The organism is Brevibacterium iodinum ATCC 49514, from assembly GCF_900169265.1.
Lineage (GTDB): Bacteria > Actinomycetota > Actinomycetes > Actinomycetales > Brevibacteriaceae > Brevibacterium > Brevibacterium iodinum.
This window is the reverse complement of the sequence record NZ_FXYX01000041.1, coordinates 1-12,480: the sequence shown is the minus strand read 5'-3', so window position 1 is coordinate 12,480 and position 12,480 is coordinate 1. Positions and strand designations below refer to the sequence as shown.

10 protein-coding genes are annotated in these 12,480 nt (G+C 65.4%); 3 read left to right on the top strand and 7 right to left on the bottom strand.

Features of this window, described 5'->3' with window-relative positions:
* Positions 1-114 precede the first annotated feature (114 nt).
* From BI49514_RS15835 to BI49514_RS15810, 6 genes are all read right to left on the bottom strand, one after another.
* A complete protein-coding gene (locus BI49514_RS15835) occupies positions 115-453 on the bottom strand; it encodes a TetR/AcrR family transcriptional regulator (RefSeq protein WP_101547415.1) in 339 nt (112 codons plus the stop codon).
* 78 nt (positions 454-531) lie between these two features.
* On the bottom strand, positions 532-2,604 hold the full coding sequence (gene dnaG / locus BI49514_RS15830; RefSeq protein WP_101547414.1) for a DNA primase: 2,073 nt from the start codon (positions 2,602-2,604) through the stop codon (positions 532-534).
* Positions 2,605-2,607: 3 nt separating this feature from the next.
* Positions 2,608-3,915 carry a deoxyguanosinetriphosphate triphosphohydrolase gene (locus BI49514_RS15825; protein WP_101547413.1) on the bottom strand — a complete coding sequence of 436 codons (1,308 nt, stop codon included), beginning with the start codon at positions 3,913-3,915 and terminating at the stop codon, positions 2,608-2,610.
* Positions 3,916-3,917: 2 nt separating this feature from the next.
* Positions 3,918-5,105 (bottom strand): tRNA dihydrouridine synthase DusB, encoded by a 1,188-nt coding sequence (dusB, locus tag BI49514_RS15820; RefSeq protein ID WP_101547412.1) that lies wholly within the window; start codon positions 5,103-5,105, stop codon positions 3,918-3,920.
* A gap of 89 nt (positions 5,106-5,194) precedes the next feature.
* Complete coding sequence (locus BI49514_RS15815) at positions 5,195-6,241, bottom strand: ATP-binding cassette domain-containing protein (protein ID WP_244195117.1); 1,047 nt, start codon at positions 6,239-6,241, stop codon at positions 5,195-5,197.
* Positions 6,242-6,618: 377 nt separating this feature from the next.
* Positions 6,619-7,167 carry a helix-turn-helix domain-containing protein gene (locus BI49514_RS15810; protein ID WP_101547410.1) on the bottom strand — a complete coding sequence of 183 codons (549 nt, stop codon included), beginning with the start codon at positions 7,165-7,167 and terminating at the stop codon, positions 6,619-6,621.
* Positions 7,168-7,228: 61 nt separating this feature from the next.
* On the opposite strand from BI49514_RS15810, the gene BI49514_RS15805 reads away from it, so the two are divergent.
* Positions 7,229-8,617 (top strand): L-lactate permease, encoded by a 1,389-nt coding sequence (locus tag BI49514_RS15805; RefSeq protein WP_101547409.1) that lies wholly within the window; start codon positions 7,229-7,231, stop codon positions 8,615-8,617.
* 85 nt (positions 8,618-8,702) lie between these two features.
* Here the strand turns inward: BI49514_RS15805 and BI49514_RS15800 are convergent, their stop codons facing one another.
* On the bottom strand, positions 8,703-10,031 hold the full coding sequence (locus BI49514_RS15800; protein WP_180954398.1) for a M24 family metallopeptidase: 1,329 nt from the start codon (positions 10,029-10,031) through the stop codon (positions 8,703-8,705).
* Positions 10,032-10,433: 402 nt separating this feature from the next.
* Here BI49514_RS15800 and BI49514_RS15795 point away from each other — a divergent pair, with 402 nt between their 5' ends.
* Together BI49514_RS15795 and BI49514_RS15790 are read left to right on the top strand one after the other, a co-directional pair.
* Entirely contained in the window at positions 10,434-10,919 is a 486-nt protein-coding gene (locus BI49514_RS15795) for an Lrp/AsnC family transcriptional regulator (protein ID WP_101547408.1), read from the top strand.
* Positions 10,916-12,307 carry an aspartate aminotransferase family protein gene (locus BI49514_RS15790; RefSeq protein WP_101547407.1) on the top strand — a complete coding sequence of 464 codons (1,392 nt, stop codon included), beginning with the start codon at positions 10,916-10,918 and terminating at the stop codon, positions 12,305-12,307. Before BI49514_RS15795 ends, BI49514_RS15790 begins: the two co-directional genes overlap by 4 nt.
* Positions 12,308-12,480: the final 173 nt, after the last annotated feature.

Here is a 12,480-nt window from a genome sequence, read left to right as displayed (position 1 = left end):
GCCACGTCGAGGTCTTTCGGATGGATTGTGTGAGAACTTCCATCATCGGAAGACCTCGACGTCTATCCGCGCAGCGACTCGCCGTATCCTGGAATCACCGATCTACACTCTCAATTACGAAGAGCCAAGTTTCGGATCGACGGAGCCGACGAGCAGCGCTTCGCGGACGAAGCACGCCGTGTCCTCGGCCAGCGTGTCGAGCCCGTCGGGGCTGTGGACATAGTCGAAGGCGAGGGTCTCGACGCCGACCTCGGCTCCGAGGCCGACGATCGCGTCCTCCTTCGTCTCGAAGTAGTTGAAGAAGGTGCGTGTGGACACTCCTGCGTCGGCGGCGATCGTCGCCACGGTGGCGCAGGCCAAGCCGTCCTCGAGCACGCGAGTGATCGCCGCTTCGTGGAGGGCGTTGCGAGTCAGGCGCGCCTTTTTCGAGCGCAGGGATTCTTCGGCGGGCATAGGCAGATTTTGCACCACATGCAAACTTTCACCAACTGCAAATCTGCAATTGTGCACTATTCCACTGTGCGCAGTCTTTCACATGAGCATCTTCAGCCGCGCCCGGTGCTGCTCGAGGGTCTGCAGCTGACCGAGCAGTGCCGCCTGACCTGCTCCGTCCGCGGTGTCCTGGCGCTGCAGGCGGGAGTGGAGTTCCTTGGCGATGCGTTCGAGGTCGTAGTCGAAGAGGCGAGCGACGATCCCGCGGGCGAACCGATCGATCCCGTCTCCCTCGATGACAGGCAGCGGGGTCACGAGCAGCTGGGCCACATAGGGCTTGAGGTCCTCGGCTGCGGCGTCGAGGACGCGTTCGGCCCATTTCGACTGAGCCGAGCCGGCTGCACCCAGTCCCCCGGCCTGTTTGATGGCGTCCTGGATCCGCCGGTAACCGGGGTGCTCGAAGGCCTTCGCGGACAGCGAGTCGAAGAGCTTCGCATTGACCACCTCCGGATGCTGAAGGGCGACCATGAGGGCCCCCTTCTCCGTCTTCAGCCGGGCGGGGCTGATCGGGGCCGAGAGGTTCGAGACGTCGGGGCGTTCGTCGTAGACGTATTCGATGCTGCGCTCATCGGAGACCTCCCCCACCGAGGCGGGACCGAGCCCGCGTGCGTCTCCGGACGGAGCGGTCCCCGGCTCGGTGCCCGGACCGGTCCCCTGCCCCGAACCAGGCCCCTGCCCTGGTCCGGATGTGGCCGGTGACGAGGGTGCGGGTGCGCTCGGTGCCGGCGGTGGGCCGTCGCGGTAGGACGACTGGCGGGCGGGCGCCTCGGCGGGCTGGCGGTTCTGCTTCGGTTGGCGGGCGGCGGTGCGGACCGCGGCCTCCACCTCGTCGATATCGACGCCGATGCGACCGGCGACGAACCGGTAGTAGTGAGAGAGGCTGTTGCGGTCGCGGATGTCGGTGAGCACCTCGGCGGCGGCGCGGACCGCGGAGATCCGTCCTTCGACGGTGTCGAGGTCGAAGCGGGAGATCGCAGTGGTGATGACGAACTCGAAGAGCGGCTTGCAGCCGTCGATGAGTTCGCGCAGGGCCGCGTCGCCCTTCTGCATGCGCAGGTCACAGGGATCGAGGCCATCGGGTTCGACGGCGACGAAGGTCTGGGCGGTGAACAGGTTCTCGAATTCGAAGGCCTTGAGCGCAGCCTTCTGACCGGCGGCGTCGCCGTCGAAGGTGAAGATCACCTGTCCGGTCGGGTCGTCGCCGAGGAGGCGGCGGATGATCTTCACGTGTTCGGCGCCGAAGGCCGTGCCGCAGGTGGCCACGGCCTGGTCGACTCCGGCGAGGTGGGCGGCCATGACGTCGGTGTAGCCCTCGACGACGACGACGCGTTTGGTCTTCGCGATGGACTTCTTCGCCAGGTCGAGTCCGTAGAGAACCTGATTCTTGTGATAAAGAGCGGTCTCGGGAGTGTTGAGGTACTTCGGTCCCTTGTCATCGTCATGGAGTCGCCGGGCGCCGAAGCCGATGGTCCGGGACGTCATGTCCTTGATCGGCCAGATCACCCGACCACGGAATCGGTCGTAGATTCCCCGACCGCCCTCGCTGGCCAGGCCGCCGGCGAGGATCTCCTCATCGGTGAAGCCGGCCTTGCGCAGATGGCTCGTCAGGGCATCCCAGGATTTCGGGGCGAACCCGATGCCGAATTCCCGGCTCGACTCGGCGGGAAAACCGCGGCCGGACAGGAACTCGCGGCCGATCTGCCCGGCCTCGGACTCGAGGGCCTGAGCAAAGAAGCGCCCCGCGACCTCGTGCATCTCCAGCAGCCGCTGTCTGCGGCTGGCCTGTTCCCGGTCCGGGCCCTTCCCGTCCTCGTAGCGCAGGTGCATTCCGGCCTTGCCGGCCAGCGTCTCGACGGCTTCGACGAAGCTGAGCTGTTCGACCTTCTGCAGGAAGGAGAACACGTCGCCGGACTCACCGCAGCCGAAGCAGTGGTACATCCCGACCTGCGGACGCACCGTGAACGACGGCGTCTTCTCGTCGTGGAACGGGCACAGTCCTTTCAGCGATCCGATGCCCGCGGTCTTGAGGGTGACGAATTCCCCGATCACCTCGTCGATGCGGGTGCGGCTGCGCAGTTCGTCGATGTCCTCGCGCTTGATGAGTCCGGCCATGGTCTAGAGCCGATCCTCCGTTCCGGCGTTGAGGTGGTGGTACAGGGCCCAGGCGGAATGGTCGGTCAGGGAGGCGATCTGGTCGACGATGACGCGCAGTCGTGCGGAGTCGTCGGCGGCCTCGGCGTGGTCGGCGCGGAACATCGGATCGAGCTTGTCCGGTGACTGCGAGTACCATTCGGCGAGTTCGTTGATGACCGCTGCCTGAATGTCGTGCAGCCGCAGCCGATCCTCGGCGACCATCACCGTCAGCGTGGCCATGCCTTTGAGTACGGCGATCTCCACGGTGGTCGTGTCGGGGACGACGAGTGAGGCCGAGTATCGGGCGAGGGGCTCCCAGCCGTATTCCTCACGGGTCGCTGATTCCGCGGCGCCGACGAAGCGCCCGATGAGCTGACTGGTCATGTGTTTGAGGCCGGCCTGAGCACGTCGGGACCCGTCAAAGGCCTCCTTGGGCCAGTAGGCGGCGGCCTGCAGTTGGCCGAGTGACTTGTCCATCTCCGCATCGGTGGTCTCCGGCAGGTACCACTGACGGGTGATGTCGAAGAGTTCGACCCGCCGCTCATCGGCGGCGAAGTCGGCAAGGTCCAGATGGCCGGCGACAATGGCGTCCTCGACATCGTGAACGGAATAGGAGATGTCGTCGGCCAAGTCCATGACCTGGGCTTCGATGCATTTCTGGCCGTTGTCGATGCCGTCGCGGTAGAAGTCGAAGACAGCCCGGTCGTCATCGTAGACACCGAATTTGCGCACCCCTGAGTCGCGGCGACCGGCCGTGGCTTCGGCTCGGGGCCATGGGTACTTCGTCAGTGCGTCGAGGCTCGCGCGGCAGAGGTTGAGGCCGGCCGGGCGACCGTCATCGGCGATGACCTTCGGTTCGATCCGGGTGACCAGACGCAGGGTCTGGGCATTGCCTTCGAAGCCGCCGATGTCTGCACACAGGGCGTCGAGGATCGTCTCACCATGGTGGCCGAAGGGAGGGTGTCCGAGGTCGTGGGACAGACAGGCGGTGTCGACGATATCGGGATCGCAGCCGAGGTAGCGGGCGAGTTCGCGGCCGACCTGGGCAACCTCGAGGGAGTGAGTGAGACGGGTGCGGACGAAATCGTCCGTACCCGGGGACACGACCTGGGTCTTCGCGCCGAGGCGGCGCAGACCCGAGGAGTGGAGGACGCGGGCACGGTCGCGTTGGAAAGCCGAGCGCCGAGGATTCTTCGCCGGTTCGCTCACCCACCGCTCCTCGTCCCACGGCGAGTAGACCGCCACGGTCCCCGTCCCCACCGAGGTGTGCGGGTGAGTGTCGAAGGGCATTCTCATCCTCCTGAGATGTCGAGTTCGGCCTCCGACAGCAGCGACTTCCCGCTGGGATCGAAGATGCGGGAGTTCAACCACCCCTCGGGCAGGTGCGGCTTCTTCGGTCGGGTGGTGCGGCCGCGGGACCCTTCGGCGGCTTCACCCGGGTAGGGCGCGGTCTTGTCCAGCTGGTGGAGCAGTCCGGCGAGTTCCTCGAGAGAGGAGACCATAGCCAGCTGGCTGCGCAGCTCTCCCCCGACGGGGTAGCCCTTGAAGTACCAGGCGATGTGCTTGCGCAGGTCACGGACGCCGAGGAATTCGTCCTCGAAGTGATCGACGAGGTATTCGCCGTGTTTGTACACGGCACGAGCCACCTCGGCGAGTCCGGGACGGTGGCGTTCGTCGCTGCCGTTCAGCGCGTTCGCGAGGTCGCCGAACAGCCACGGCCGGCCCTGACAGCCGCGCCCGATGACGACGCCGTCGCAGCCGGTCTTGGCCATCATGTCCAGGGCATCCTCGGCGGCGAAGATATCACCGTTGCCGAGTACCGGAACGGTGTCGCCGAGGTGGTCCTTGAGCCGGGCGATCGCGTCCCAGTCCGCGGTCCCCGAGTAGAGATCGGCCGCGGTGCGGCCGTGCAGTGCGACGGCGGCGACGCCGGCGTTGCGAGCGGTCTCGGCGGCGTCGAGGAAGGTCGTATGGTCGGCGTCGATGCCTTTGCGCATCTTCACGGTCACGGGTACGTCCCGGCGGGCCGCCTCGGTGACGGCCGTGGTGACGATGGATTTGAACAGGTCCTGCTTCCACGGCAGCGCGGAGCCGCCGCCCTTGCGGGTGACCTTGGGGACGGGGCAGCCGAAGTTCAGATCGATGTGATCGGCGCGGTCCTCTTCGACGAGCATCCGCACGGCCTGACCCATGGTCACCGGGTCGACTCCGTAGAGCTGAACGGAGCGCGGAGTCTCATAGGGCTCGTGGTGGATGATGCGTATCGTCTTCGGATTGCGCTCGACCAAGGCCCGGGTGGTGACCATTTCGGTCACGTACAGGCCGGCTCCGTATTCGCGGCACAGGCGGCGGAAGGCGGTGTTCGTGATTCCGGCCATGGGCGCGAGCACGACGGGCGAGGACAGCTCGATGGGCCCGATGCGCAGGGCTGTTTCGGGCTTCGGGGATGCGGTTTCTGGGGCAGGGCTGATGACACTCACAGGGCCATTATCCCAGTCAAGTCAAAATCGCACATTCGTCTGCCTCTCCCGCCTGCTTCGCCGCCTCGGCTCGTCCTTTTGGTCTCAACTCAATCAACGGCTTCCGTGCGCAGAAATTCCCGCACGTCCCATTCGGTGTCGACGGAGAGCTCGGCGGCGAGCCGGTCGTCGTGGGTGACGATCACCATGGCACCGCCGAATCCTTCGAGAGCGGTCACCAGCGCCTCGAGCGATGAGAGGTCGAGATTGTTGCCCGGTTCGTCGAGGATGAGCAGCTGCGGGGCCGGGTCCTGGAGAAGCCCTGAGCCCAAGGCGACACGGAAGCGCTCCCCTCCGGACAGGGTCTGACAGATCTGGTCGGTGCGTCCGGCGCGCAGTCCCATGGCTGCGAGCACCTCGTGGACGCGGTGCGGGTCGAGCTGCGGGTTGCCCGCGCGCACTGCCCCCATCACCGTGAGCTCCCCCGGCAGTCGGTACTGCTGGTCGAGGTGAGCCGTCGGTGCGGAGACGGTGATGGCGAGGTCGCCGAAAAGTTCGGCGATCGGCGGACCGGTTTCGGCCCCCACGTGTCCCTCGACCGCGCCGCCAGTGCCCCCGCCCTGTCCGTCCTGGCCGTTGGCAGCCGCCAGGATCGCTGCCAGCAGGGTCGACTTCCCCGCCCCGTTCGGTCCGGTCAGCCGGATCCGCTCGGGACCGACGATCGACTGTGGACGTTCGGATCTCGCCGAGGCGGCCGCGGAGATCTCGAGGACCCGTTTGGTCGCGTGCACCTGGGTGTCCGGCAGGTCGAGGCGGACGCTCGAGGACCGGCGCAGCGCATCCTTGGCAGTGGTGAGTTCGTCCCAGGCGGCCGCTTCGTCGGCGGCCTTGTCGCCGCGTCGTTTGGCCGCTGACTTCTCCGGGAAGTGAGCCATGGCGTTGGCTGCGATCCGGGGACGACGCCTATTCAGTTTGTCCTTCGCCCCTTTCTGCTCGCTGCGGGCGAGTTTCGTCTCCAGTTCGATCCGCTGTCGCTTCTCGATCTGGTGGGTCTTCTTCGCATCGGTGACCTTCTGCTGCTTCGCCTCTTCTTCCGCGGCAACCATGGCTTCGTAGTCGTCGAAGTTCCCTCCGTAGACCCGCAGCCGGTCGGTCATCTCGATGATCGAGGTCGTATGCGTCAGCAGCGTGCGGTCGTGGGAGATGACCAGGGTCGGTCCGGGCCGTTCGGTGAGCAGGGACGTCAGCAGGGCCCGCCCGTCCTCATCAAGGTTGTTGCTCGGTTCGTCGAGGATCAGCCAGGCTTCACCGACCAGTGCCGCTCGGGCCAGTCCGATGCGTGTGGCCTGCCCGCCGGAGAAGCTGCTCAGACTCCGGCAGGGATGGTGGCGGTGAGTCGGGAGAAGATCTCGGTATCGTCGCCGAGGCGGCTCGCCCGGTCAAGACCACCCCTCCTTACTGCCTGACGGCGGCCCAGCAACCTGGCGCGAGGTTGCTGGGCCGCCGTCAGGTAGTAATAAGGGGTGCGGCAGGTTCAGATGATGATGAGCATGAGTTCGGCGGGCTCGTCGTGAGGGTTGGCCAATTGGTGCGGAACGTCACCGGGAGCCTGGGCGCAGTCTCCGGCGTGCAGGGTCGTGCGGCGGTCGATGGTGACGACCTCGATGCTGCCCTTGAGGACGAAGAAGCTCTCACACGATCCGCTGCGGTGGGCAGCGAAGGCCGAGGTCTCGCTGCGCGGGTCGAGGCGGTAGTGCACAACATCCATATTCTCGATCGCCGATGGCAGATCCCGCCGCCAGACCCCCTTGCCGAAGGTCGAGGTCGTGGGGATCGCCTCGCTGCGGGTGATCGTGACTTCCGGGGCGGCCAACAGTTCGCCGACATCGACGCCGAGGGCGCGGGAGAGACCCATGGCGTTCGATACCGATGTGTCCTGCTCACCGCGTTCGATCTTCGACAGAGCGGCGCGGGACAGTCCCGCCCTCACCGCGAGCTCATTGAGGGTGAGGTTGTTGTACTTGCGCCGGGCTCTGATGCGGGCGCCGAAGACACGTGCGCCGAGATCCTCTTCTTTCGCCATTGGAGCATCATATTCTATTCTTGGATCATAGAATCACATCTCACAAAGGAAACTTCACCCTATGGCGGCAGTGCTGGCTCTCACACCGATCCTCATTGCCATCGTCCTGCTCCTGCTCAAACAGAGCTCCTGGGTCGCCGCTCTCGCCGGCGCCGTGCTCGCGGCCGGTCTCGTCGCCTTCGTCTTCCCCACTCCCGCCGCGGTGTTGGTGGAATCGGGGATCGACTACTTTCCACTCATCCTCGAGGTCGCGCTCATCCTGCTCTTCGGCATGCTGCTCGCCCGGCTGCTCGAGTCCGCGGGGTCGATGTCGCAGATCTCGTCCTGGGTCGAGTCGCTGTCACCGGGGCGACCGCTTGGGGTCGCGCTCGTCGTGTTCGGCATCGTGCCCTTCGCAGAGTCGGTCACCGGCTTCGGCATCGGCGTCACCGTCGGGGTGCCGATCCTGCATCATCTCGGCTGCACCCTGCGGCAGTCCGCGATCCTCGGCCTCCTCGGTCTCATCGCGGTGCCGTGGGGTGCCCTGGGACCGGGCACCACCGTCGCAGCGGCGCTTGCCGGACTGGACGTCGACGAGCTCGGTCTGGCCACGGCGTGGATCAATGCGATTCCGGTCATCATCGTCGCGATCGCCGTGGTCGCGATCATGCGACCGTCCGCCGCCTCGGCGCTGGGGATCATCGGTTCCGGCGCACTCATGTGGGCGGGGATCCTCGCCTCCAGCTCTGTCATCGGCATGGCCCCGTCGGGGATCATCGGCTCCCTGATCGTCATCCTCCTCGTCGGTGCGCTGTTCATGATCCGGAAAAGGGCCACGGGGCTGACGCGTCGCCTCGGCATGGCGGTTCTGCCTTACGGGGTGCTCACGGTCGGGCTGCTGTTGGCGCGGGCCCTGCACGCCGTGCTGCCATCGACGGTCACCCAGATCATCGCCTCTCCCCCGTTCTGGCTGGCCGCCGCCTGCCTCATCGCCGCCATCACCGTCGCCGGCAGACGCGAAGTCACCGTTGCGGCCGTGCGTTCCTGGATTCCCATCGGCGTCGGCACCGCCGCATTCATGCTCATGGGCTGGATCATGACGACGACGGGGATGAGCGAGGCGATCGGTTCCCTGCTGCCGGCCGGGCTCATTCTGATGACTCCGTGGCTGAATTCCATCGGAGCAGTGCTCACCGGCTCGAACACGGGAGCGAACTCGATGTTCACCGGCACCCTGACCGCGGCCGCCGCATCATCGCAGGTCTCGGCTCTGCCGGTCGTCGCGGCCGGAAACGCGGCAGGCTCACTGGCCGCTCTCGCCGCTCCCCCACGAGTGGCGATGGCCGTGCAGATCGCCGATTCGTCGGTGGCCGCCTCGGCAAAGGACATCTCCTGGGTGCAGGGCCGGGCGCTCGCGGTGGCGGGCATCAACGCCCTGGCCCTCGGTCTGTGGATCCAGTTCTTCGCCTGATCGACGCAGGCGAGTTCGGCTCAGCGAAGCGGGCGGATATTGCCGGGACGGGCGGGCTGCGCCCGAGGCACGCCCGCGGAACGGCTCAGACGCGGATGATCTCACGCGGGAAGTTCGTGAATGGCTCGCAGCCGGTGTCGGTGATGAGCACCGGTTCCGACAGCTCGATTCCGTAGCCGTTCATCCACATTCCGCCGATGAGGTGGAAGGTCATTCCCGCCTCGAGAATCTGGTCGTCCTCGGTGCGGATCGAGATCGTCCGCTCGCCCCAGTCGGGCGGGTAGCCGATCCCGATCGAGTAGCCCAGGCGGCTGGGTTTCTCCAGTCCTGACAGAGCCAGCACGCGATTCCAGATGCGGGCGAGTTCTGCGGTGGGCACCTCGGGCGCGGCGACGTCGAGGACCGCGGACAGCGCCTCGGCGACCACGCCTTCGAGGCGGACGAGCTCCTGCTTCGGTCGCCCGGTCACCGCGGTGCGAGCCAACGGAACATGGTAGCGGCGGTGGACTCCGGCGAGTTCGATGCTCACCGATTCGTCGCGTTCGAACTTCCGATCTGTCCAACTCAGATGCGGGGTGTCCGCGCTTTCGCCGGTGGGCATGAGCGGGACGATCGAGGGGTAGTCGCCCCAGACTCCCTCGCCGCCTCTGGTCTGGGCTTCGAAGATCGCGGCCGCCACTTCGTTCTGGCCGACACCGACGCCGATTGTGCCCAGTGCCGCGTCCATGGCAGCTGTGGTCACCTTCGCGGCCTTGCGCATGAGCGCGATCTCCGCCGGAGATTTGACCGCGCGGATCCAGTTGACGAGTTCGAAGGAGTCGACGAGGCGCCATTCGGGCACGCCGTTGACCAGCGCCCGGAAGGCACGCGGGGAGAAGAAATGCGAATCCATCTCGACGCCGACCGGAGAGGTGGAGGCACGGGCGACCTCCCACCGTTGGCGCAGGGCGAAGGCGACCCAGTCGAAGGGGTGGATATGCGGACGCTGCACATACCGTTCTGGATAGCCGACGATGTCCTCGGGTGGCAGCCAGGAAGTGTGCGAGGCTCCCCGCGCGTCCATATCGCGCATGAACAGCGTCATGGGTCCCGACGACGGCACAAAGAGCAGCTGCGGGGTGTAGAAGGACCACGCGTTGTAGCCGGTGAGGTAGTAGATGTTCGCCGGGTCGGTGACGATGAGCGCGGCCAAGCCCTGGTCGACCATCCGGTTGCGCACCGAGGCGATCCGCCCGAGGTACTCCTCGGCGCTGAACGACAGTTCGTTCGCGCCGATCGTATCGACTTCGCCGGGAACCGGCTGCGGGCGCGCCTTGACCTCTTTGCCGGCCTGCCCCTGCTCGGCTCCGGGACGCATCCCGTGCACATCCGGGCGATTGTCGTCGCCGCCGTAGAACAGCTCACCCTCATTCATGATCCCAGTGTGGTGATCTCTCTCACATACTGTCAATCACTGTCGATGCGCGTGTTGTCGACGGTCTGCCGATCCGCGCGCCTGCGGGGATCTGAGGGCTTTCGCAACGGCGATTCGCAGTCGTTCACGACAGGAATTCGGGTGGTCGGCGAACAACCGATTCGGGTGATCGCCGAGTGGCCGTCTCGGATGGTCAGTGAACGGCGGTTTCAGGCAGTCGCCATCAGCGGATCCGGGCGCCCCGGTAACGGCACCTGGCACGGATACCCGTCGGCCGCCTCGGCGATATTGACGAATCCAGAACCAAACATTTTCAGTTTCGACTGAATTCGCATAAACAACAGCGCATTTCAGCAGATTCGGTGATAGATTGTTCTGAGACGCACATCACGGAGGTGAAGAATGGACCCGCTTCTGCCGAACGGCAGCGGTTCTCGACTGGGGAATCTCGACGAGAAATCTAAGGCGATCATCGTCGAGCTGCAGCACGACGGAAGGAAATCCTATTCGGCCATCGGCAAGTCCGTCGGCCTGTCCGAGGCCGCCGTGCGCCAGCGGGTGTCGCGGCTCATCGATTCGGGTGTCATGGAGATCGTCGCCGTGACCGACCCGCTGAGCCTGGGATTCGCGCGGCAGGCGATGGTGGGGCTCAAGGTCCGCGGAGACATCTCCGCGGTCGCCGAGAAGCTGCACGACTACGACGAGATCGACTACCTCGTCGTCACCGCCGGTTCGTTCGACCTCCTGGTCGAGATCGTGTGTGAATCGGATCGGCATCTGATCGAGTTCGTCAATGAGGAGCTCCGCTCGATCGATGCCGTCGTGGATACGGAGCTCTTCATGTACCTCTCACTCGAAAAGCAGAAATACAACTGGGGGACGCGATGACAGACAATGTCACCAGGGCCGGCACTCCTTATCAGGATGCCATCCGCAACAACGTGTGGATGCACATGTCACCACACCAAGCACTGTTCAACGGTGGTGAGGCGCCGGTCATCGTACGCGGCGAGGGTCACCACATCTTCGACGACAAGGGCAAGAAGTACCTCGACGGTCTCGCCGGCCTGTTCACCGTTCAGGTGGGGCACGGTCGTGAGCAGATCGCGAAGGCGATGTATGACCAGACGCTCAAGCTGCCGTTCATGCCGCTGTGGTCGTACGCCCACCCGCAGGCGATCGAGGTCTCGGAACGTCTGGCCAGCTATGCGCCGGGCGATCTCAACCGGGTCTTCCTCACCTCCGGCGGCGGCGACTCGGTCGAGTCGGCGATGAAGTTGGCGAAGAACTACTTCAAGCTCGTCGGCAAGCCCGGCAAGCACAAGATCATCTCGCGGGCCACCGCCTACCACGGCACGCCGCACGGTGCGCTGTCGGTGACCTCGCTGCCGGGTCTGCGGGAGCAGTTCGCTCCGCTGGTCCCCGGTGCGCACAAGGTGCCGAACACGAACTTCTACCGGGCACCTGAGCACCTCGCCCACGATGAGAAGGCCTTCGGCCGCTGGGCCGCCGACCGCATCGGTGAGGCCATCGAGTTCGAAGGTGCCGACTCCGTGGCCGCCGTCTTCCTCGAGCCCGTGCAGAACTCCGGCGGCTGCTTCCCGCCGCCTCCCGGATACTTCGAGCGGGTCCGCGAGATCTGCGACGAGTACGATGTGCTGCTGGTCTCGGACGAGACGATCTGCGCCTACGGTCGCATCGGCGAGATGTTCGCCTGCAACGACTTCGGCTATGTTCCCGACATCATCACCTCGGCCAAGGGCATCACCTCCGGCTATGCACCGCTGGGTGCGATGATCGCCTCCGATCGGCTCTTCGAGCCCTTCGGCCCTGGCGGAGACGAGACCTTCTACCACGGCTACACCTTCGGCGGTCACCCCGTCGCCTGCGCCGCGGCGATGGCGAACTTCGACGTCTTCGAAGAGGAGAAGCTCAACGACCACGTGCACGAGAATGCTGCGGCGTTCAAGTTCACGCTCGAGAAGCTCAAGGACCTGCCGATCGTTGGAGACGTCCGCGGGGAAGGATTCTTCTACGGAATCGAACTCGTCAAGGACAAGGACACGAAGGAATCATTCACCGAAGAGGAGTCCGAGCGGATTCTCAAGAACTTCGTGTCGGCGAAGATGTACGACAGCGGGCTGTACTGCCGCGCAGACGACCGTGGCGACCCGGTCATCCAGCTCTCGCCTCCGCTGACCGTCGGACAGAACGAGTTCGACGAGATGGAGCAGATCATCCGCGGCGTCCTGCAGGAAGCCTGGAAAATGTTCTGACCCCAATTGCTACCTGACGGCGGCCCAGCAACCTCGCGCGAGGTTGCTGGGCCGATCCTTCTATGTCTGTCAAGCCGACGTGGGAATTGTTTCTAGCCCGTTGAGAACCTTGAAAACTCGACGCGCGAGATACCATTTGAGCTTGCGCTTGAGCTCCCTCTTCGACTTCTTCG

What these genes read in the sequence shown, in the direction of transcription:
- BI49514_RS15810 (WP_101547410.1), bottom strand. Translation starts at nt 7,167, where the DNA reads ATGGCGAAAGAAGAGGATCTCGGCGCACGTGTCTTCGGCGCCCGCATC.
- BI49514_RS15835 (WP_101547415.1), bottom strand. Translation starts at nt 453, where the DNA reads ATGCCCGCCGAAGAATCCCTGCGCTCGAAAAAGGCGCGCCTGACTCGC.
- BI49514_RS15800 (WP_180954398.1), bottom strand. Translation starts at nt 10,031, where the DNA reads ATGAATGAGGGTGAGCTGTTCTACGGCGGCGACGACAATCGCCCGGAT.
- BI49514_RS15805 (WP_101547409.1), top strand. Translation starts at nt 7,229, where the DNA reads ATGGCGGCAGTGCTGGCTCTCACACCGATCCTCATTGCCATCGTCCTG.
- BI49514_RS15790 (WP_101547407.1), top strand. Translation starts at nt 10,916, where the DNA reads ATGACAGACAATGTCACCAGGGCCGGCACTCCTTATCAGGATGCCATC.
- BI49514_RS15795 (WP_101547408.1), top strand. Translation starts at nt 10,434, where the DNA reads ATGGACCCGCTTCTGCCGAACGGCAGCGGTTCTCGACTGGGGAATCTC.
- BI49514_RS15825 (WP_101547413.1), bottom strand. Translation starts at nt 3,915, where the DNA reads ATGCCCTTCGACACTCACCCGCACACCTCGGTGGGGACGGGGACCGTG.
- BI49514_RS15815 (WP_244195117.1), bottom strand. Translation starts at nt 6,241, where the DNA reads ATGACCGACCGGCTGCGGGTCTACGGAGGGAACTTCGACGACTACGAA.
- dnaG (WP_101547414.1), bottom strand. Translation starts at nt 2,604, where the DNA reads ATGGCCGGACTCATCAAGCGCGAGGACATCGACGAACTGCGCAGCCGC.